Consider the following 20,447-nt stretch of genomic DNA (forward strand, 5'->3'; position numbering starts at 1 on the left):
GATATAACTTTACGTATTTTTTCAAGATGAAAATCCCCCTAACATCCTCTACAGTTAGGGGGATTTTCGTTTGTACTTAATAAGGAGCAAATTTTAAAAAGGATAGTGTTTCTTCATAAAAAAAGCTCACCAACTTCTGCTGGCAAGCTCTTCTTTATCATTAATCAAATGTAATCGTATGGACTGCTTGTGCATCTAATCGCTTAATTACTTCTGCAATTAACTTCACTGTGTTCTCATAATCATCACGGTGTAACATTGATGAATGAGAGTGAATGTAACGAGTTGCAATCGTAATCGCAAGAGCTGGTACACCATTCATCGTTACATGAATTGCACCTGAATCTGTTCCACCACCTGCAATTGCATCGTATTGGTAAGGAATATTTAACTCATCCGCTACACCTACAACAAAGTCACGAAGGCCTTTATGTGATACCATCGATGCATCATATAAAATGATTTGTGGACCTGCACCTAACTTACCTTGCGCTTCTTTCTCTGTTACGCCTGGTGTATCACCTGCAATACCAACATCTACTGCAAAGCCAATATCAGGTTGAATGAAGTGCGTAGACGTCTTTGCACCACGTAATCCCACTTCTTCTTGAACTGTACCAACTCCGTATACAACGTTCGGATGGTTGACACCTTCTAATTGCTTTAATACATCAATCGCAATAGCACAACCAATGCGGTTATCCCATGCTTTTGCTAATAATAATTTCTCGTTGTTCATCACTGTGAACTCAAAGTAAGGAACGATTTGATCACCTGGTAGTACACCAAATCCCATCGCTTCTTCTTTGCTTGTTGCACCAATATCAATGAACATATCTTTAATTTCCACTGGTTTCTTACGCGCTTCCGGAGGTAAGATGTGTGGCGGTTTTGAACCAATAACACCTGTTACGTCACCTTTTTTCGTTACGATTGTCACACGCTGCGCAAGCATAACTTGGCCCCACCATCCACCGATTGGTTGAAAACGTAAGAACCCTTTATCATCAATTTGAGTTACCATGAAACCAACTTCATCTAAATGTCCAGCAACCATAATTTTCGGTCCATTCGCATCACCGACTTTTTTCGCGATAAGGCTACCTAAGTTGTCCATCTCAATTTCTGTTGCGTATGGTTCTATGTATTTCTTCATCACTTTGCGTGGCTCTGCTTCAAAACCCGCAACACCTTTAGCATCGGTTAATTCTTTCAACATTTCTAACGTGTTATCTAACTTTGCCATGATGATTCCCTCCTACTAACACTATGTATAAAACTAACACTCTTATCATACTGCATATTTTTCAATTTTCATACTACCTCTATCCATTTTCACTGAAAATTCTCAAAGAAAGGTCATTTTTGCACATAAAAACCCTAGAATGCAATATTCTAGGGTTAAATACGTTCAATTATTATTTGTTTAATTGAGCTTTAGCAGCTTCTGCTAATTGTGCGAATGCTTTCTCATCAGCGATAGCTAAGTCAGCTAACATCTTACGGTTAACTTCGATACCAGCTAATTTTAAACCGTGCATTAAACGGCTGTAAGAAAGACCGTTCATACGTGCAGCCGCATTGATACGTGTGATCCATAATTTACGGAAATCACGTTTCTTTTGACGACGATCACGGTAAGCATACATTAATGATTTCATAACTTGCTCGTTAGCAGTTTTGTAAATCGTATGTTTAGAACCGAAATAACCTTTAGCTAATTTTAATACCTTTTTGCGACGTGCGCGAGTCACTGTACCGCCTTTTACTCTTGGCATATTATTTACCTCCTAAATATCTATCTACGTTCAGTTTTAATTACATTGTGTCTAACATTTGACGAATGCGTTTGAAATCTCCAGCGCTAACTACGCCAGCTTTACGTAATTTACGTTTTGCTTTTGTAGACTTGTTAGCGAATAAGTGAGAAGTATAAGCGTGAGAACGTTTTAACTTCCCAGATCCTGTCTTTTTGAAACGCTTTGCAGCGCCACGATGAGTTTTTTGTTTTGGCATAGGGTTTTCCTCCTCTATTAACTACTTATCATTTTTAGGTGCTAATACTAAGAACATGCTGCGTCCATCCATACGTGGTGCAGATTCTACAGTACTAACTTCCTTACAAGCTTCTGAGAAACGATCAAGAACACGTTGACCAATCTCTTTATGAGTAATCGCACGACCTTTGAAACGAATCGACGCTTTTACTTTGTCACCTTTTTCAAGGAATTTAATAGCATTACGAAGCTTCGTATTAAAGTCATGCTCATCAATAGTAGGACTTAAACGAACTTCTTTCAAGCTAATAACTTTTTGATTTTTACGTGCTTCTTTGTCTTTCTTTTGTTGCTCAAAGCGGAATTTACCGTAGTCCATAATACGACATACTGGCGGTTTTGCTGTTGGAGCAACCATTACTAGATCAAGATTAGCAGTAGTTGCTAACTCTAATGCTTCTTGACGAGTTTTGATTCCTAGTTGATCACCATTTTGGCTAATTAAACGAACTTCACGAGCGCGAATACCTTCGTTTACCATCATGTCCTTGCTAATAGTAAGCCACCTCCAAGGTTTTATAAAATACTGTCCATGTCTGAAGTGTCACCGACTCAACAAAAAAGTGTGAGTACATGACGCACCCACACTTATGACTTCACACATTAAATGTAATCATCGTAAACCTGTTAACTACAATTGTGTCAACCAGGTGAGAAGCGGGTGCTTCTTCTTGCATACAAACAAGTATTTTTTTCTTAAGCAACTATATCACAACGACTCAACTAGTGTCAAGCTAGCGTTTGTTTTAGTAGCAACAAAAAATATTCTAGCAAATTATCTTCGAACATGCAATGTTTTTTTTCGAAAACAAAACAAATAATGTATGTTATCCAATTATTTAGGGGAAACTAATGCGTTATAACATAAAAAAAGAGCGTCAAAATATATCTCTTCTGACGCTCTTCACATTTCCCAACACGCTATTACTTTAAGACGACTTTCTCTGTAATCGCTACTTCATACTCCTCATTCGTTATATAACCTTGCTCATGCATAAGACGCAACGTCAAATTACGACGTTCAATTGCCTTTTCTAAGTTATTCGTTGGAGCATAATACGTCGGACCTTTAATAACAGATGCTAACATTGCCCCTTCTGCTATCGTTAACTGTTCTACTTCTTTACCAAAGTAGTTATATGCAGCACTCTTAATGCCATACGAACCATTCCCATAATAAATATTGTTCATGTACATATTTAAGATTTGATCTTTTGAATATGTTCGTTCGATTTTCTTCGCGTATAAATATTCCTTCCACTTACGGGACCATGTACGATCATTCGTTAGGAAGATATTCTTCGCCAATTGTTGTGTAATTGTACTACCACCTTCTACAATACGTCCTGCTTTTATATCCGTAACCGCCGCACGAGCAATCGCTCTTACATCAATCCCATCATGTTCATAAAACCTTTTATCTTCTACTGCTATAAATGCTTGGCGGACATGTTCTGGTGTTGCACCTACTATTATCCCCTCTTGTTGGACAGGAATCATTTTTTTGTCTATATTGGCTACGTCTCCTGCGATAGTAGCACTTAACGAATATTGCAAGCGACTTATGTCTTGAAAAGCTATGGCGCTATTAATCGAAACGGCCATGAGTAACATAGCAATACACAAAACAATCGACCATATTTTCCATCGTTTTATTTTAGCAATATATTTACGTTCAAAGTTGGCTTCTTCTAGCATTATTGCATGTGCCATCTTCTTCACCTCTTTAGCTTATGCTTTCTACATATTATATCTTTTTCTCACTATTCCCTACATTGAATCAACTTACAGAACCCTTACATTTTTGTAAGTTTCCGTAGTGATTATAACCCACTCATAAAGCGAGATTTTTCATTATACACGAAAAGCTATAACACGTAAAATAGCAGTAACCAGATGAAAACCCTTTCTATAATAAGGTTCCTTCCACCTAATGTTCCACAAACAGCACAATCTAAAGAGTTGTAATTATTCTCAAATAATACAAAAAAAAACGCTTCTTTCTCTAATCAAAAGAAGCGTTTTTCATTTTTATTTTTTCATATCAATAACGATACGACCATTTATTTTCCCTTGTTCCATTTCATCAAAAATCTCATTAATTTCGTCTAATGTACGTGTTTCAATAATTGTCTTCACTTTTCCTTCTGCCGCAAATTGCAATGTTTCCTGCAAGTCTTTACGTGTTCCCACTATTGAACCAGCGATCTTCACTCCATTTAATACGGTATCGAAAATTGGTACTTCCATCATTTCTGGTGGTAGCCCAACTGCTACACACGTTCCTCCACGTCGCACAGCACGATATGCTTGTCCAAATGCCGCTTTTGATACCGCCGTACAAACTGATGCATGCACACCATCAATCTCACGATGGATAAACTCTGCTGCATCTTCCTTCATTGGATTGACTACTAAGTCTGCTCCTAGCTCTTTTGCTAACTCTAACTTCTCATCAAATGTATCGACTGCTACAACATTCATTCCCATCGCTTTTGCATATTGCACTGCCAAATGACCTAAGCCACCAACACCGAAGATTGCAACCCACTCACCAGCTTTTGCCTCCGACACTTTCAACGCTTTATATGTTGTTACTCCTGCACAAAATAGCGGTGCTGCTTCTACAAAGTCAAGGTTTTCTGGTACTTTCACAACATAATCCGCTGCAGCCACACAATACTCTGCATAACCACCATCTACTGAATAGCCTGCGTTATGTTGTTCTTTACAAAGGGTTTCACGTCCAGTAATACAATATTCACAATGTCCGCATGCTGAGTATAGCCAAGGAACACCAACACGATCACCGATCTTCAGATGGGTTACACCTTCTCCAACCTCTTCTACCGTTCCTACGCCTTCATGTCCTGGAATAAGTGGTAATTTCGGTTTTACAGGCCAATCTCCGTGTGCCGCATGTAAATCTGTATGACAAACACCGCATGCATGAATGTGTACTAATACTTCATTCACTCCTACAGATGGTTTGGGTACTTCTTTCACTTCTAGCTTCTCTTTGAATTCATTTACTATAGCTGCTTTCATTATCGAATCACCTTCACCTTATCGTATAATTGTGACGCTTCACATATATAATTGTAATATATTTCCGGAACGAATAAACTCTTCTATTGTTACAGGGAAATGAACATTATTTGGCAAAAATATGAACAAAATGGATTGTCATTATACCTCGTTTCTCCCATACTGAAAAAGAAAGAATAACTCATTACAGAGAGGAAAGATACATATGGCGAAAAAACCACTTATTTTTGCCCATCGCGGGGTGAAAAGTACACATCCCGAAAATACGATGATTGCATTTAAGGAAGCTGTCAATGTCGGTGCAGATGGTATTGAATTAGATGTTCAATTATCAAAAGACGGAGAAATCATCGTTATTCACGACGAAACATTAGATAGAACAACAACCGGAAAAGGCGCTGTCCAAGATTATACATTAGAAGAATTAAAACAAATTGACGCCGGAGAAAAATTCAACACAGTATTTAAAGGCGAAACAATTCCGACATTACGTGAAGTATTCGAATGGGCAACAACAAACAAGTTACTACTAAATGTTGAACTAAAAAATGATGTTATCCATTACAACGAACTTGAAGAAAAAGTAATCGCTTTAATAGAAGAATTCGAATTACATAGTCGTATCATTCTATCTTCCTTTAACCATCAATCAATTGCTAAATTATCCACATTAGCACCCGAATTAGAACATGCATTGTTATATGAAGAGAAAGAAAATGAAATCGTCCAAAATATTCATCAAAACCGTGCGAACGGATTCCACCCAAACTTCAAATGGTTAACAGAAGAAATGATTAAAGAAGTTCAACAAGCAGGCTTCATTGTTCGTCCGTACACAGTAAATAATATGGCAGATGTACAACGAATGATTGACTACGGGGTAGATGTTATTATTACAGACTATCCACAACAAGCAAAAGCATTGCTAGAAGCATAAAAAGGAGAAATGCGGCCGCATTTCTCCTTTTTCTATCTTATCGTCTTACTTCTTCTTTAATCATTTCTACAAATGATGCTAATGATACAGTCTCTGACTTCTGCTCACCGTATTTACGTACGTTTACGCCAGTTTCAGCAACTTCATTGTCACCTACCACAAGCATGTACGGAATTTTTTGCATTTGTGCTTCGCGAATCTTATAACCAATTTTCTCTTCACGGTGATCAAGTTCAACACGAAGTCCGGCCATTTGTAATTCTTCTTGTACTTTCTTCGCGTAGTCTAAATGCACGTTCGGAGATACTGGAATTACTTGTACTTGAACTGGTGCTAACCAAGTCGGGAATGCACCTTTGTACTCTTCGATTAAGAAGGCAACGAAACGTTCCATTGTTGATACAACGCCACGGTGAATAACTACTGGACGATGGTGCTTACCATCTTCACCGATATATGTTAAATCAAAGCGCTCTGGTAATAAGAAGTCTAACTGTACAGTTGATAATGTTTCTTCTTTACCTAACGCTGTTTTCACTTGAACATCAAGCTTCGGACCGTAGAATGCCGCTTCACCTTCTGCTTCGTAGTAATCTAAGCCTAGCTCATCCATCGCTTCTTTGATCATTACTTGTGCTTTGTTCCACATTGCATCGTCATCATAGTACTTCTCTGTGTCTTGTGGATCACGGTATGATAAACGGAATGAATAGTCATTGAAGTTGAAGTCTTTGTATACTTCAAGAACTAAGTTCACTACACGCTTTAATTCTTCTTTAATTTGGTCTGGACGAACAAAAATGTGTGCGTCATTTAATGTCATTCCACGTACACGTTGTAACCCAGCTAATGCTCCTGACATTTCATAACGGTGCATTGTACCTAACTCCGCAATACGGATTGGTAATTCACGGTATGAGTGAATGTCGTTTTTGTATACCATCATGTGATGAGGGCAGTTCATTGGACGAAGAACTAAATCTTCATTATCCATTTCCATCGGAGGGAACATGCCATCACGGTAATGATCCCAGTGGCCTGATGTTTTGTATAATTCAACACTTCCTAATACTGGAGTGTATACATGATCGTATCCAAGACGAACTTCTTTGTCCACGATATAACGCTCAATAACACGGCGAATTGTTGCGCCCTTTGGTAACCATAGAGGTAAACCTTGTCCTACTTTTTGAGAGTTCATGAATAAATCAAGTTCTTTACCTAATTTACGATGATCACGCTCTTTCGCTTCCTCTAATAAACGTAAATGCTCATCTAATTCTGCTTTCTTGAAGAATGCAGTACCGTAAATACGTTGTAGCATTTGATTATCAGAGTTTCCACGCCAGTAAGCACCAGCGATGCTTAATAACTTGAATGCTTTCACTTTCCCTGTTGAAGGAACGTGTACACCACGACATAAATCGAAGAACTCACCTTGTTCGTAAATCGACACTGCTTCACCAGCAGGAATTGCATCTAATAATTCAAGCTTTAAGTTATCATCGATTGCTTCGAAACGAGCTTGTGCTTCTTCACGACTTACTTCTACACGTGTGATTTCTAAGTTTTCGTTGATAATTTTTTGCATTTCTTTTTCGATTTTTACTAAGTCTTCTGGCTTGATTGACTCTTCCATTTCGATATCATAGTAGAAACCATTTTCAATAACAGGACCAATTCCGAACTTCACATCTTTGTAGATACGCTTAATTGCTTGCGCTAGAATATGAGCAGAACTGTGACGCATAATGTCTAGCGCCTCACCTGTTCCTTCTGTAATGATGCCAATACTTCCATCTACTTCAATTGATGTACGTAAATCGATTGGGTTACCATCTAATGTACCTGCAATCGCCTTCTTCTTTAAGCCTGGGCTAATTGATGCTGCGATTTCTTCTGTTGTGACCCCTTTTGGAAATTCCTTTACAGCCCCATCAGGGAATGTCATTTTTACTACTTCAGCCATTTCATTCACTCCTCTATTTTTGTGCAATAAAAAACACTCCTCCCATAAAAAGGGACGAGTGTTAAAGTCGTGGTTCCACCCTTGTTTCAGCCAATATGACATAATCATACACATTAACTGCTCAAGATACGATAACGGTTTGTTCCGTCAGTAATTACTAAGCTAGGCCGTTCACTACTGAAGTTCAGAGGTGGTAAATTACTTTCTCGTATTAGGAAGCTCTCAACCAGTGTCTTCCCTCTCTGTGAATCGTAAAAAATAATTCGTGTCCTCATCAATACTTCTTTGTTCTATTATGTAAAATATTATATGCATTCTATTTTTAAAAATCAAGTTCCTTTGTGTACTTTTCCTCATTTTCTCCACTTTTCGATCCCTGTATACGGTTTGTCAAAAAATCTTGCAGATTACAAATCGTTACCCTATCTTGAAAAACGTTCAATACAGTCACAATAAGTGGAATATCAATTGTTTTCGTATACATATATATTTTGCGCGGCGCATAATAAATTAACGGAGCCAATACTTCTGTATCCATCCCATTCTCTTCATCTATACTATCTAACATGGAACAATCTATTCGTTCGTACATATCGTCATACAACGTAAATCCATTCTCATATACAACATGGGCTATCGGTAATCCTTCTTCTACATCATTCACCCTTGTCCGCAATTCATCGATAAGTACTTGATATTCTTGTTCTAATTGATACTCATCAATCGCTCGTTGCGTCACAAGCAATAAATGATGGATGTACGTTCTTAAGCGAAACTGAAAAAACCCTTCTATTGAAAACGAAATAGAGAACGACATAAAGTCCTCTAACGCATGCGTAATTTTCTTTTTCCTTGTAGAAACAAAATCACTACCCGATAAATCTTTTCGCTTTCCATATAAAATATCTTTTCCAATTGTAACAATATAATCAATTTCCTCTATATCTTCGTAATAGAACTGCTTTTGTAGTAAGGACGCCATCCATCTTGCTTCTTTCATCGTAACGATAAACTCAACTAGCGTGGGAACAATAATATTCTTCAAGCATGCTTTCGCTTGCTTCTTACACGAGACGTTCACTTTCTTCTCGTCTAATTTGACCTTCATATAATGAAAAGAAGTTATCTTCTTCATTAATAATCGTTCATACACAAACATTGCTTCATCTCGATCTTCAAATAAAATCGTCAGCAACTTGCCCCCTCCCTTTCACATACGCTTGTTCCATGTATATGAGAAGAGAACACAAAAAATACACATCCGACATTTCTTTTGCGTCAGATGTGTATTTTTTTCAGAGTATACTCTTATATATCACGCTTTAGGAACGTTACAAAAGAAAGAGCATAGAAAACAACAGCGTATAGCACAAGTATTATAATAGAGAAGCCTAGTGTCATCCCTTTAACAACTGTTGCCCCTGCATAAATACTTCCCAGGTCTCCATGCATAAATAGAATATACTTAGACCACTCATATCCTCTCAGTAAACCAAAAGTTAATCCACTAACAACAAAGTTCAAGAACATTGTAACACCGATAGAGGCCCCTACCGACTTCATAAGAATTGAAATGAAGAAAGCTAGCGCAACATAAGGAAGCAATTCAATAACTTCAAAACCAATCATTCTTCCTAGCTCAACAATTAAGCTACCCTCAACAATTTTACCATCTACAATGTCTACTGTACGATACGTTTCTGCCACGAAACCTTCAAAGAATCCACCCACGATATATCCTAAAACAGCAGAAAAAATATAGAAGATAAGCGCTGCTAACAGTACCATCACTAATTTCGACATTAGAATTTGGAAACGGCTAACTGGACGAATTAATAAAAATTTAATTGTTCCAAACGCATACTCTCTCGCAACACTAGTACTTGCATAAACAATGATCATTAAAAAAATAACAGAAGATACAAATTTCAATGAACCAAACATATGACCTATCGCACCTGTATTTGTTGAGATATCATGTTCTAAATGATAAGCATTTTTTTGATAATCCTCAATATCGGGATTTTTCAACATTGGATCCTTTTCTATCGGAGTAGCAAGAATTTGTTCTTTCGTCATTTGTAATCTTTGCTCAATCTCTTTATTATCTTCTATTATGGATGTTTTCCAATCCGATTTAGATTCTACCTTAGCTTCCTCTTTACTCATCATCTTGCCAGCTACAGGTATACCAATAATTAATAACGCCAAAATTAAAAACGGCGCAATTGCAGACTTTGTTTTAAACATTTTAACAAATTCATTCTTAATCAACTTAAAAAACTTAGACAATTTGATTTCCTCCCGTCTTCTCTAAGAATCTATCTTCTAATGACTTCTTCTCTTCCATGACACGGAATATCGCTATTCCTTCACTAGCTAATTTCGTAATGATTGCAGGGACTTGCTCATCCTCCAACGTTATTAACACTTTCTTCTCATGTACATCCGCAACAAGATTGAAGTCTTTTGCTAAAATCGCGCTTGCTTTCGCTGTATCATCTACTACTAATGCAAGTGTAACCTCATCTGTTTCACTTTCGATAATACGCTGATCTTCTACAAACTTACCATTTTGAATAATAATAATACGATCACACATTAATTCAACTTCTGATAGCAAGTGACTTGATACAAGGATAGAAATACCCTCTTCATTCGCAATTTGTCGCATATATTCACGCATTTCACGAATACCAGCTGGATCCAAACCATTTGTTGGCTCATCCAGAATTAATACAGCAGGCTTATGAAGTAACGCCTGTGCAATACCTAGACGCTGGCGCATACCTAGTGAATATGCTTTTACTTTCTTGTCTAGTGCATTTGATAACCCTAATAATTCAACTACTTCTTTAATTCTCTCTTCTGTTACACCATCAGCCATACGAGCGTATTGCATTAAGTTATCGTATCCAGATAAGAACGGGTAGAACTCTGGATTCTCTAGAATTCCTCCAACGTGCGCTAGCGCTTTTGAACGCGCTGTTTTTACACTGTGACCGTTAATTGTTACGTCCCCTTCTGACATAGAGAACAATCCTACCATCATCTTCATCGTTGTTGTTTTACCAGCTCCGTTTGGTCCTAGTAATCCAACGATTTCACCTTTTCCTACTTGAAACGATAGATTGTCAACTAACGTCTTTGAACCGACGCGTTTCGTTACATTTTTCAACTCTAATACGTGTGTACTCATTTCTATCCTCTACCTCCTTAAATATCTTTACGTACCTTTAGTAAGTACGCAGTGCTATATATTAATACAATGCACAAGTTAATTACTATAAAGAAATGTGCAAAGTTAAAGCCATAACTTACTGTTTCAACTATCTTTTCTTGCGATACTTCATATACAACAGTTTTTTCTTCTAACATAATTGCCGGGCAAATGTTTAACACCCAATTTGCGACAAAGAAGTCCAATGCAACAAAAACAATAAAAATGATTGCCATCATGCAGGCACGAAACTTCTTGCCTTTTATAACTAACTTAATTGCTGTATATGCGAAAAAAAGAAGCAATAAATATGCGCAACTTACGACAAGAGCTTCTACATGACTCACCATAACAGCGAAATAATTATCAAGCATCATTGATTCAATAATCCCTTTTTCCATACCATTCAAATCATCAAAGTTATAAAAAAGGGAATATACGTAAATAGAGCCTATAAAATATGTAGCTGTAACACTCGAACAAATAAACCAAAATAATAACGGCGCTAAAATAAAAGATGTATCTTTCACCGGTAATAAGCACTTATAATAATTCGTGATATTTTCTCTATATAATTTGTACGAAACAATAAAGAGAATACACATGGCAACTACCCATAATACTAATGCAAAAAACAAATTCCATGATACTTGCATAGAAGCAAATGGCACTTTCCAGATACGTAATCCTAGTAGCATTAATATTTGTAAGCTTACAATCCCTAGCAACAATCCACATAATAAAGGTACTTTCGCTTTAAAATGATATTTGAGCAACGTCAACAATCTCCGTACACCTCCCGAAAGAGGTCATGAACCGATACTTTTCGTTTAAAGCGAATGTCCTCGACATTTTCATGAATAGCGATACTTCCGTCTTTCACGAAAATCACTTCATCAAAAATACGCTCAATATCCTTAATTAAGTGTGTAGAGATAAGCAACGTACTCTCCTCATGATAAAACTCGATAATCGCATCCAAAATCTTCTCACGTGCGATTGGATCTACGCCACCAATCGGTTCGTCAAGCACATATAACTTCGCATCTCGCGATAATGCTAGCGTGAGTTGTAATCGCTCCATCATTCCTTTTGATAAATCTACAATCTTCTCTTGCTTATCTAACTTCATGAATGTAAGCATCGCCTTAGCTTTCTCACTATTAAAATCTCTATAAAAGTCTTGAAAGAACGTTACAATATCCTCTACTTTCATCCATTTTTCAAAAGTCGCCTTATCCGGCATGAACGAAACAATCGACTTTGTCTGATATCCTACTGGAATGCCATCGATGCTAACGCTTCCTTCTGTCGGTCTAGATAGACCTGCTAGCATTTTGCATATCGTTGTTTTACCACTTCCGTTATTCCCCAATAACCCAACGATTTTCCCTGTTTCAATATGCAACGTAATGTTTTGTAGCACTTGTTTTGAAGCAAATTGCTTGCTAACATTCTCTATTTGCACACACAACCCCATCTTATTCCCTCTCCCTAGACTGATTATTTTCTACCGCACCTGTTATAACGTTAATAATTTCTTCTTTTGTGAACCCTAAAGAATACATCCCTTTTAAAAACGTCTGAATTAGCTCCTTTGACATTTCCCTTTTTATATCCATTATTTTCCCCCGTTCCTTCGTTACATATCGTCCCATTCCTCTTTTCGTTTCCACAATACCTTCTCTCTCTAACTCTTGAAACGTACGTTGAACCGTATTGGGATTGATTTGAAGTTCCGTTGCTAACTCACGAACAGAAGGAATCTTATCTCCTTCTTTTAACTGGCCCGTCACAATTTGCTTTTTGATATAATACATAATTTGTATATAAATCGGTAAATTATTGTCAAATTCCACACCTATACCTCCTTTCCCTTTGGCAAATTCACCGCACCACTGTACTACTTACATAATACACTAATATTCAAACACTGTGAATACTATTTTTACCATTTTTTATTTTTTTAAACAATCACGCACCTAAACATATACACACACAAAAGAGCATGCCGCTATCGACATACTCTCATCCTAATCTCGTCTATTTTTCCCCTGCAGTTCAATTGGATCTGCTAAATATTTAATCCGTTCCATAACACGAGCTGCTTTCATCTTTTCTTCTTCTCCGCGTTGTGTGTATGTTAAATGATGCAACAGTTGCTCAAAATTAAAGTTTGATGTAAAGAAAGTTGGTAAATTCTCGAGCATTCTAAATTGCAAAATTGTACCTAAAATGTCGTCGCGAACCCAACTTGACATTGATTCAGCTCCGATGTCATCTAGCATTAAAACAGGTACATTTTTTACAACCTCTAATTTTCCATTCAAGGAATTATCCTGCATCGAGCTCTTTAGCTCTCGTAAAAACTCTGGTAGATACACAAGCATAGACGATACATTTCTCTCTGCCAACTCATTCGCGATTGCTCCGAGGATATACGTCTTCCCTACTCCAAATGAGCCGTATAAATACAAGCCTTTCATCTTCTTACCAGGTTCGTACTGTTGAACAAAGTCACTTGCAAAATCAATCGCTTGGAATCTTCCTTTATCATCTAACGCCAAATCTGCTAGTGATGCTTGCAAGATATCCTTTGGAACATAAATGCTTTGAATTAGTGATTCATGTTTTTTACGTTCATCTTGTCGTACCTTTGTCGGACAACGATCATACTGTACATCAATCATTTTCCCTTGAATAACTAAGTGTGGGTGATAGCCTTGAATCATATTTTTGCACGAAGCTAGATTCTCACATCCTTCACAATTTACACTTTGGCCAATATACTCATACAACTTCACTAAACTTCTATCGAGCATGTCTTGATTTATTTCTTCTCGGTGCTCCGCCAAAAACAACTGCACTTTCGGATGCACCAACACTTCTTGCTTCATCGCCTCATATCTCGCACGAAATGAATCATTTTGAATTAATTGTTGCAATGATTGTCGTACTTTTTGCATGACTATCCCTCCTTCGATACTTTATTTTTCTGGAACTTCTGTAATTTCTCTTGTAGCTTTCTTCTTTCCTCATCTTCTTGATTTGTAGGTTGTTCCGAAACTGGTTCCTCTACTTTATTATTTCCAAACCACTCCGGTAACATTTCTGTACGTGTTCCTTTCTGGCTTCGTCCCTTTGCTTTTGGATTATTTTTTGTTTCTGCCCATTGCTGGTATTGACGATGTTCTTCCTTCGCAATCGCCATTGCTTCTCGAACAGTTCGGATTTTCTTCCTAGCCCAGTGACTAGCAATTTTCTCTACATATCCCTTTGTTAACTTCATATCCGTTCGTAACATCACGTAATGAACAAGAACATTAATTACACCCGGCAGGAGCTTCTGCTTAAACATAACATCCTCAATAATCTTCAAATCACTAGCTGACGGTTCCGCACCGCCTGAAAGTTCTACTAGTAGTTGACGTGGCGATGTTTGCTCTAATTCCTTCACAAATCGTTCCTCTTCGGTCACTGGCTCCTTCTTCGTCATCGTCTGATGCTTAACCGGTTGAATTCTCTCTGTTAATGCCGGCATCGCATCTCCGTTCTCGAATTGGTACCACTCACGTGCACTTTTACGCAGTTGTTCTATATCAATTGCCTCGTTCCCAGTAATAGCACTCATCAATACATTTTTCATCTGTAAGTGATCTATCCCATATAGAAAGGCTAACCTTACAATTGCTTCTTTCACCTTTTCTGTCACTGCTTTTTTCGGGATAACTGCATCTGATAATCCCTCATAGAAAAGATCAAAGTTAAAGAAGTCATTATATATGTTCACTGTGCTCTTATCTGTACGATCCAGTAACTCTTGTCCATTTACTTGGAATAACTCTTCAGCCTCATGTGATTGTAAAGAACTTTGTAACTGACTCGGATGCATGGAAGAGAACACCTCATTAAACGAACGTGTTACCTCCTTGTACATCGTTGTATCGACTTCTGGATATAAGAAGAAGTTTTTCACACTATTATATTTTGTTTTCCCTAGTCGATGGTAAATGAAAATATTAAGAACTGCATCATCAAAGAATACCTTTGGTGATAAAGGTGGAACAAGCTCATAAATAAAGCTACGCACGTCATCTTCCTTATTCATATGCACCTTCAACAATCCAATTCCCTCTAACTTCAATCGCTCTTCATATATATCTTTTAATGGACGATGCATTTGAATCATTAACGTATGATGTGTCATTTCTTCTCCCCACATCCCTCGCTGATCAAGTTCACTCCATAACGTCATATACAAGCTGAGACCATTACTCCCAATTAACGGTTGATATAACATTGTTAATATTTTTCTGTCGAACTCATGCAACATTCCACTTGCTCTCACTTTGTACCGATCCACTGGTACTAATTCCATCCAATGATGCTTTTCCATATTACAACCCTTCCCTTTTATCCGATGCCTTTATTATATAAAATAAAGAAAATGAAGCAACGCTACCATTCCTTCTCCTTTCTTTATTTTATATTCATACGTAAAGAGTAAAAAAGAGCCTCCAGCACATACGCTTCAAGCTCTTTCCTTCATCGGTTTTTACCTAACAATTCCTTTAATTCCTGAATAAATACGTTCAAATCTTTAAATTGACGATATACAGAAGCAAAGCGAACGTATGCTACCTCGTCCACCTTTGATAGATGCTCCATGACCATTTCACCAATGATTTCGCTGTTTACTTCCGATAAACCTTGGCTACGTATCTCTCGCTCAATTGCTTGAGTGATTTCCTCTAACTGTCTAAGTGCAACAGGACGTTTCTCGCACGCTTTAATCATCCCGCGTAAAATTTTATCTTTATCGAATTCTTCACGTATTCCTTCCTTTTTCACAACAACAACAGGAGATTCTTCCATTCGTTCGAATGTTGTGAAACGAAAATGACACGCTTCACACTCTCTTCTTCTTCTTGTAGAACGCCCTTCATCAACAGGACGAGAGTCTAACACTTTTGTACCATTATGAAAACACGTAGGGCATCGCATACAATCATCTCCATTTACTAACAAAATAAACAGTTCATTTGCACAAACATATTTATTCCTATTTTCTCATTCCTATACATATATGTAAACACTTAAAAAGAGAGGTTATATAACCTCTCTTAACATTTTAAAATATTTCGTTCACTTTTTAAAGCACTTTTGCTTTTAATTGTTCAACCGCAATCGGTCCCATACCGCGTGGTAATTCAATGTTTTCGCGCTTCTCTGCACCTAGTGCTTCTGCAATGTAATTTGCAGCTACATTAGGATCGATGCGATCACCGCATGTATAAACATCGATACTAGCATAACCATGCTCTGGAAAACTATGAATTGTCAAATGCGACTCTGAAATGATAACCACTCCACTTACACCTTGAGGTGCGAATTTATGGAACGCAACTTCACGAACCTCTGCTCCTGATTTTAACGCTGCATCTACGAATGTTTGTTCAATAAATTGCATATTATTCAATTTATCAAAATCACATCCCCATAATTCCGAAATAACGTGTCGGCCCATTGTATCCATTGTACAATTCCCCCTTATACAAAATAATATACTTGTTTGTGAAAGCTCTTAACTAACAAGTACGCACCTTAAACTACCACGGGGGAAAGTTAGTCCAAAGAGGTCCTAACCCTTTAAGTAGCTCGCAATGCTTAAGAAGTTCACGAAAAATAGTATACTTTTTTTGTTAAAAAATTGCAAGACCATTTTTCAAAATTTCTGGTAACTATTTCGCACTTCACAAACTCTACATCATTTTATCCCTTATATACCAAGAGATTCCAAATTGTTTGTGTAAATAAATTTTTTCTTTTTTTCGCATATTTTGTAGAAGATTCAAAAAAAGAGAGGTGTTTCTCCTCTCCTGTTTCTCTATAATTAATTAGTATGTGTTACATATTGTGGCTCCATCATTTTGTTTGCTACATATCTTACTAAATCAACAACTCTTCTTGAGTAACCCCACTCATTGTCATACCATGCTAATACTTTTATTTTATGTTCACCAATAACCATCGTTGACAAGCTATCAACAATCGCTGAATGCGTATTCGTATTAAAGTCAATTGAGACAAGTGGCTCATCGCATACATCTAACACATTTTTCATCGCACTAGCAGCTGCCTCACGAAACGCAGCATTCACTTCGTCGATTGTTACACGTTGTCTCACATCTATTACTAAGTCCACTAATGATACATTTGGTGTAGGTACACGTAATGCCATACCATGAAGCTTTCCATTCAGTTGTGGTAATACTTTTGACAGCGCTTTCGCGGCACCCGTCGTTGTTGGAATAATAGATTGACCACATGCACGAGCACGACGTAGGTCTTTATGTGGGTTATCAATATTCTTTTGATCATTTGTGAAAGCATGAACAGTTGTCATTAATCCATTCTCAATGCCAAACTTATCATCTAACACTTTCACAACAGGCGCTAAGCAATTTGTTGTACAAGATGCATTTGAAATAATATGATGTTGTTGAATATCTAATTCGTGTTCGTTTACACCCATTACGACTGTTTTGTCTTCTTCTTTGCCAGGTGCCGTTAAAATCACTTTCTTTGCTCCGGCTTCTAGGTGTAAGGCTGCTTTATCACGTGCATTAAATTTACCAGTTGCTTCAATAACAATATCTACTTGCAGTTCTTTCCATGGCAATTCCTCAGGGTTACGGTTATTTAACAGTAACACTTTCTTACCATCGACAAGAAGATATCCTTCATATGCTTCCACAGTACCGTCAAATTTGCCGTGTACAGTATCATATTTGATTAAATGTGCTAACGTCTCAGCTGGATAGCTTGCATTAATGGCAACCACATCTACCGTATGATCTTTGATTACTTGTCTAAATACCATTCTTCCAATTCTGCCAAAACCATTAACTGCAACTTTCAATAACATACAACATCCCCCTAAATGAGTTATACTAATTACTTGAAACTCCCACTATTAGTATATCATATTAGGTGCAAAAAAGTATTGGATAATGCTCCTATTTTTTCACTTTTTTCATAATTCCCCATTTACCTAGAATTACCATCAATGTTTTCTTTGTTTCTTCTAGGCTACCATTGTTGTTAATAGCTTCATCACTACGACTAACTTTTTCTTTTAATGGCATTTGCGAATGAATACGAGCTAGAGCTTCTTCCTTCGTAAAATCATTTCGTTTCATCAATCGGTCTAGTTGCACCTCTTCGTCCACATACACGACTAACACTTTATCGACAATATTCGTTAAGTTCCCTTCGAATAAAAGAGGGATATCAAGTACAACCGCTTCTTCTCCAGCCTGTAAATATCGATTTTTGCGTTCGTTCATGCATTCGCGAACAGCAGGATGTACAATATTATTTAATATTTTTCTTTTTTCTGCATCATTAAAAATAATTGCCCCTAATTTTAAGCGGTCTAGCTCTCCATTTGGCAACAAGATTTCTTCTCCGAATGTGGCGACAATTTTGATATATGCCTCTTGTCCAACTTCAACTACTTCTTTAGCGATTTTGTCTGCATCAATAACAGGTATTCCAATTTCCTCTAACATTGTTGAAACTGTACTTTTTCCACTAGCAATGCCGCCTGTTAATCCAATTACTACTGTCATACCCTTCTCCTCCTCACATATAACATGAGCATGGCAAACGCCATGCTCACATTTTCCATATTCCAATAATGATAAGTAATATTCCCGGCAAAAATGTCAATCGTTGCAACCACCTCATACTAGAAAGCGCCTTTCCCATTCTCATACCAATTAATAAGAATGATGAGCCCATGACTGTAATAAATAAAGCCATCAGAAGAGGGGAATAACCTAACAACGATGCTCCTATACCCGCTCCAAATGAATCTAACGACAAAGAAATCCCTAAGAGTAATGCCTCAATGCCAGTAATCGTTCCTGACTTGTCAATATCCGCAACAGTTGGCTTGCGTAAAATATGAATGACAATGCCTAACCATTTAATTTCAACATTTACTAACGTTTTCTGTTCCACTAATGGCTCATCTACTGATTGATCAGATTTGAAAAATTGAATTAACACCCAAACTCCAATCGCGATAAGAACAACTCCACCAATTTTCGTTGCAACCTCTGGAGAAACAAAAGTAGCAGCGGCATACCCTACCCCCATCGCAAGCACCAACACCGCTGCTGAGCAAATAGAAATAACAATGATGGACTTAAGTGGAATATGCACTTTTCGTAGACCATATGTGAACCCTACACTACAACTATCCAAACTAAGCGCACACGCTAACAACAATAACGAAACATATTGGGGCATATACGGACTCCTTTCTTCCATACTTGTGTATGTATATGAAAAGAGCCTACAATATGTTACTCTACTTCTGACATGTTGGGCAGTAGTGCGTTCCGCGTCCACCTACTACAGTCTTCTCAATTGGTACGCCACATGTGACACAACTTTCTCCTTTTCGACCGTATACAAGTAATGTTTCTTGGAATGTACCAATCTTCCCTTGGGAGTTCACATATGTTCGAATTGTACTTCCACCTTTATCAATCGCTTCCTGTAAGGTCGCAACTGTTTCTTCCCATACACGTCTCACTTCTTCTTTTGTTAACGAAGATGCGACTCTCTCAGGGTGAATAAGAGAACGATGAAGTACTTCATCAACATATATATTCCCAAGACCAACGACAATGTATTGATCCAGTAAAGCCACCTTCACCTTTCGACTTGTACGATGTAACTTCTCATATAAATAATCAGCTGTAAAAGCCTTATCGAACGGTTCTGGACCTAATGACTTAAGAGGATCATACAAATTTTCTGTTCCCTTCGGATAGACATGCATCGTTCCGAATTTTCGTACATCACGGTACCGAAGTTGTGTATCATCTGTAAAAGTAAAAAGAACATGGGTATGCTTATCACTCGGTTCCGAAACATTCGCTACCGTATATTTCCCTTCCATACGTAAATGAGAAACTAGTGTGCAATTTGTTAAATCAATAAGTAAAAACTTCCCTCGTCGTCTTACATCCTCAATCGTTTCTCCAATTAACAATGACTTGAATACTTCAACATCATCTGGCTCTTTAATAATTTTCGGCCAATGAACATCGATTTCTTTAATTGTTTTTCCTTGCACTAGTTGAAGCAATGTTCTCCTGACTGTTTCGACTTCTGGTAATTCTGGCATGTTGTCACTTC

General features: G+C 37.5%; 22 protein-coding genes and 2 other annotated features. Of the genes, 1 reads left to right on the forward strand and 21 read right to left on the reverse strand.

Annotation, left to right across the window (positions count from 1 at the left end; genetic code table 11):
• Window positions 1-160 precede the first annotated feature (160 nt).
• The 6 genes from IEV41_RS13835 to adhP all read right to left on the reverse strand — a co-directional run bounded on the left by IEV41_RS13835 (window position 161) and on the right by adhP (window position 5,105).
• The gene (locus IEV41_RS13835; RefSeq protein WP_188389093.1) at window positions 161-1,246 is read right to left on the reverse strand and encodes a M42 family metallopeptidase; all 1,086 of its coding nucleotides are present in this window, start codon (window positions 1,244-1,246) and stop codon (window positions 161-163) included.
• Window positions 1,247-1,418: 172 nt separating this feature from the next.
• Entirely contained in the window at window positions 1,419-1,778 is a 360-nt protein-coding gene (gene rplT / locus IEV41_RS13840) for a 50S ribosomal protein L20 (protein WP_188389094.1), read from the reverse strand.
• Window positions 1,779-1,818: 40 nt separating this feature from the next.
• The gene (rpmI, locus tag IEV41_RS13845; RefSeq protein WP_188389095.1) at window positions 1,819-2,016 is read right to left on the reverse strand and encodes a 50S ribosomal protein L35; all 198 of its coding nucleotides are present in this window, start codon (window positions 2,014-2,016) and stop codon (window positions 1,819-1,821) included.
• A 21-nt stretch (window positions 2,017-2,037) separates the two neighbouring features.
• Complete coding sequence (infC, locus tag IEV41_RS13850; protein ID WP_188389096.1) at window positions 2,038-2,541, reverse strand: translation initiation factor IF-3; 504 nt, start codon at window positions 2,539-2,541, stop codon at window positions 2,038-2,040.
• A gap of 67 nt (window positions 2,542-2,608) precedes the next feature.
• Window positions 2,609-2,736: a sequence feature (ribosomal protein L20 leader region), on the reverse strand.
• A gap of 245 nt (window positions 2,737-2,981) precedes the next feature.
• Entirely contained in the window at window positions 2,982-3,671 is a 690-nt protein-coding gene (locus IEV41_RS13855) for a transglycosylase domain-containing protein (RefSeq protein WP_188389280.1), read from the reverse strand.
• Between the two features lie 417 nt (window positions 3,672-4,088).
• Window positions 4,089-5,105 (reverse strand): alcohol dehydrogenase AdhP, encoded by a 1,017-nt coding sequence (gene adhP / locus IEV41_RS13860; RefSeq protein WP_188389097.1) that lies wholly within the window; start codon window positions 5,103-5,105, stop codon window positions 4,089-4,091.
• Between the two features lie 205 nt (window positions 5,106-5,310).
• On the opposite strand from adhP, the gene IEV41_RS13865 reads away from it, so the two are divergent.
• Window positions 5,311-6,042 carry a glycerophosphodiester phosphodiesterase gene (locus IEV41_RS13865; RefSeq protein ID WP_188389098.1) on the forward strand — a complete coding sequence of 244 codons (732 nt, stop codon included), beginning with the start codon at window positions 5,311-5,313 and terminating at the stop codon, window positions 6,040-6,042.
• Between the two features lie 37 nt (window positions 6,043-6,079).
• On the opposite strand, the gene thrS is transcribed toward IEV41_RS13865, so the two are convergent.
• From thrS to mutM, 15 genes are all read right to left on the reverse strand, one after another.
• Window positions 6,080-8,011: a threonine--tRNA ligase gene (gene thrS / locus IEV41_RS13870; RefSeq protein WP_188389099.1), complete on the reverse strand. Its 1,932-nt coding sequence runs from the start codon at window positions 8,009-8,011 to the stop codon at window positions 6,080-6,082.
• Between the two features lie 47 nt (window positions 8,012-8,058).
• Window positions 8,059-8,298: a binding site (T-box leader), on the reverse strand.
• A gap of 35 nt (window positions 8,299-8,333) precedes the next feature.
• Window positions 8,334-9,206 (reverse strand): sporulation protein YtxC, encoded by an 873-nt coding sequence (ytxC, locus tag IEV41_RS13875; protein ID WP_188389100.1) that lies wholly within the window; start codon window positions 9,204-9,206, stop codon window positions 8,334-8,336.
• Between the two features lie 113 nt (window positions 9,207-9,319).
• Entirely contained in the window at window positions 9,320-10,303 is a 984-nt protein-coding gene (locus IEV41_RS13880; protein WP_188389101.1) for a DUF2705 family protein, read from the reverse strand.
• A complete protein-coding gene (locus tag IEV41_RS13885) occupies window positions 10,296-11,210 on the reverse strand; it encodes an ABC transporter ATP-binding protein (protein WP_188389102.1) in 915 nt (304 codons plus the stop codon). Before IEV41_RS13885 ends, IEV41_RS13880 begins: the two co-directional genes overlap by 8 nt.
• Window positions 11,211-11,227: 17 nt before the next feature.
• The gene (locus IEV41_RS13890; protein WP_188389103.1) at window positions 11,228-12,016 is read right to left on the reverse strand and encodes a hypothetical protein; all 789 of its coding nucleotides are present in this window, start codon (window positions 12,014-12,016) and stop codon (window positions 11,228-11,230) included.
• A complete protein-coding gene (locus IEV41_RS13895; protein WP_188389104.1) occupies window positions 12,010-12,711 on the reverse strand; it encodes an ABC transporter ATP-binding protein in 702 nt (233 codons plus the stop codon). Before IEV41_RS13895 ends, IEV41_RS13890 begins: the two co-directional genes overlap by 7 nt.
• A 1-nt stretch (window position 12,712) precedes the next feature.
• Window positions 12,713-13,096 carry a GntR family transcriptional regulator gene (locus IEV41_RS13900; protein ID WP_188389281.1) on the reverse strand — a complete coding sequence of 128 codons (384 nt, stop codon included), beginning with the start codon at window positions 13,094-13,096 and terminating at the stop codon, window positions 12,713-12,715.
• Window positions 13,097-13,264: 168 nt separating this feature from the next.
• Window positions 13,265-14,197 carry a primosomal protein DnaI gene (dnaI, locus tag IEV41_RS13905; RefSeq protein ID WP_188389105.1) on the reverse strand — a complete coding sequence of 311 codons (933 nt, stop codon included), beginning with the start codon at window positions 14,195-14,197 and terminating at the stop codon, window positions 13,265-13,267.
• Window positions 14,198-14,199: 2 nt separating this feature from the next.
• The gene (locus tag IEV41_RS13910; protein WP_188389106.1) at window positions 14,200-15,627 is read right to left on the reverse strand and encodes a replication initiation and membrane attachment family protein; all 1,428 of its coding nucleotides are present in this window, start codon (window positions 15,625-15,627) and stop codon (window positions 14,200-14,202) included.
• A gap of 149 nt (window positions 15,628-15,776) precedes the next feature.
• On the reverse strand, window positions 15,777-16,235 hold the full coding sequence (gene nrdR, locus IEV41_RS13915) for a transcriptional regulator NrdR (RefSeq protein WP_188389107.1): 459 nt from the start codon (window positions 16,233-16,235) through the stop codon (window positions 15,777-15,779).
• A 148-nt stretch (window positions 16,236-16,383) separates the two neighbouring features.
• Window positions 16,384-16,767 carry an adenosylmethionine decarboxylase gene (gene speD, locus IEV41_RS13920; RefSeq protein ID WP_188389108.1) on the reverse strand — a complete coding sequence of 128 codons (384 nt, stop codon included), beginning with the start codon at window positions 16,765-16,767 and terminating at the stop codon, window positions 16,384-16,386.
• A gap of 357 nt (window positions 16,768-17,124) precedes the next feature.
• Entirely contained in the window at window positions 17,125-18,159 is a 1,035-nt protein-coding gene (locus tag IEV41_RS13925) for a glyceraldehyde-3-phosphate dehydrogenase (RefSeq protein ID WP_188389109.1), read from the reverse strand.
• 91 nt (window positions 18,160-18,250) lie between these two features.
• A complete protein-coding gene (gene coaE / locus IEV41_RS13930) occupies window positions 18,251-18,865 on the reverse strand; it encodes a dephospho-CoA kinase (protein ID WP_188389110.1) in 615 nt (204 codons plus the stop codon).
• Window positions 18,866-18,911: 46 nt separating this feature from the next.
• A complete protein-coding gene (gene ytaF, locus IEV41_RS13935; protein WP_373284232.1) occupies window positions 18,912-19,652 on the reverse strand; it encodes a sporulation membrane protein YtaF in 741 nt (246 codons plus the stop codon).
• On the reverse strand, window positions 19,612-20,436 hold the full coding sequence (gene mutM / locus IEV41_RS13940) for a DNA-formamidopyrimidine glycosylase (RefSeq protein ID WP_188389112.1): 825 nt from the start codon (window positions 20,434-20,436) through the stop codon (window positions 19,612-19,614). Before mutM ends, ytaF begins: the two co-directional genes overlap by 41 nt.
• Window positions 20,437-20,447 lie beyond the last annotated feature (11 nt).

Origin of the sequence: Priestia taiwanensis (assembly GCF_014638355.1) — a bacterium.
GTDB classification, from domain to species: Bacteria; Bacillota; Bacilli; order Bacillales; family Bacillaceae_G; genus Priestia_D; species Priestia_D taiwanensis.

Excerpts from the sequence above, each read along its gene's own strand:
- IEV41_RS13855 (WP_188389280.1), bottom strand. The coding sequence starts at position 3,671 with ATGTTACTCATGGCCGTTTCGATTAATAGCGCCATAGCTTTTCAAGAC.
- nrdR (WP_188389107.1), bottom strand. The coding sequence starts at position 16,235 with ATGCGATGCCCTACGTGTTTTCATAATGGTACAAAAGTGTTAGACTCT.
- infC (WP_188389096.1), bottom strand. The coding sequence starts at position 2,541 with ATGATGGTAAACGAAGGTATTCGCGCTCGTGAAGTTCGTTTAATTAGC.
- speD (WP_188389108.1), bottom strand. The coding sequence starts at position 16,767 with ATGGATACAATGGGCCGACACGTTATTTCGGAATTATGGGGATGTGAT.
- mutM (WP_188389112.1), bottom strand. The coding sequence starts at position 20,436 with ATGCCAGAATTACCAGAAGTCGAAACAGTCAGGAGAACATTGCTTCAA.
- rplT (WP_188389094.1), bottom strand. The coding sequence starts at position 1,778 with ATGCCAAGAGTAAAAGGCGGTACAGTGACTCGCGCACGTCGCAAAAAG.
- dnaI (WP_188389105.1), bottom strand. The coding sequence starts at position 14,197 with ATGCAAAAAGTACGACAATCATTGCAACAATTAATTCAAAATGATTCA.
- IEV41_RS13865 (WP_188389098.1), top strand. The coding sequence starts at position 5,311 with ATGGCGAAAAAACCACTTATTTTTGCCCATCGCGGGGTGAAAAGTACA.
- IEV41_RS13835 (WP_188389093.1), bottom strand. The coding sequence starts at position 1,246 with ATGGCAAAGTTAGATAACACGTTAGAAATGTTGAAAGAATTAACCGAT.
- coaE (WP_188389110.1), bottom strand. The coding sequence starts at position 18,865 with ATGACAGTAGTAATTGGATTAACAGGCGGCATTGCTAGTGGAAAAAGT.
- IEV41_RS13895 (WP_188389104.1), bottom strand. The coding sequence starts at position 12,711 with ATGGGGTTGTGTGTGCAAATAGAGAATGTTAGCAAGCAATTTGCTTCA.
- IEV41_RS13885 (WP_188389102.1), bottom strand. The coding sequence starts at position 11,210 with ATGAGTACACACGTATTAGAGTTGAAAAATGTAACGAAACGCGTCGGT.
- rpmI (WP_188389095.1), bottom strand. The coding sequence starts at position 2,016 with ATGCCAAAACAAAAAACTCATCGTGGCGCTGCAAAGCGTTTCAAAAAG.
- adhP (WP_188389097.1), bottom strand. The coding sequence starts at position 5,105 with ATGAAAGCAGCTATAGTAAATGAATTCAAAGAGAAGCTAGAAGTGAAA.
- IEV41_RS13925 (WP_188389109.1), bottom strand. The coding sequence starts at position 18,159 with ATGTTATTGAAAGTTGCAGTTAATGGTTTTGGCAGAATTGGAAGAATG.
- thrS (WP_188389099.1), bottom strand. The coding sequence starts at position 8,011 with ATGGCTGAAGTAGTAAAAATGACATTCCCTGATGGGGCTGTAAAGGAA.
- IEV41_RS13910 (WP_188389106.1), bottom strand. The coding sequence starts at position 15,627 with ATGGAAAAGCATCATTGGATGGAATTAGTACCAGTGGATCGGTACAAA.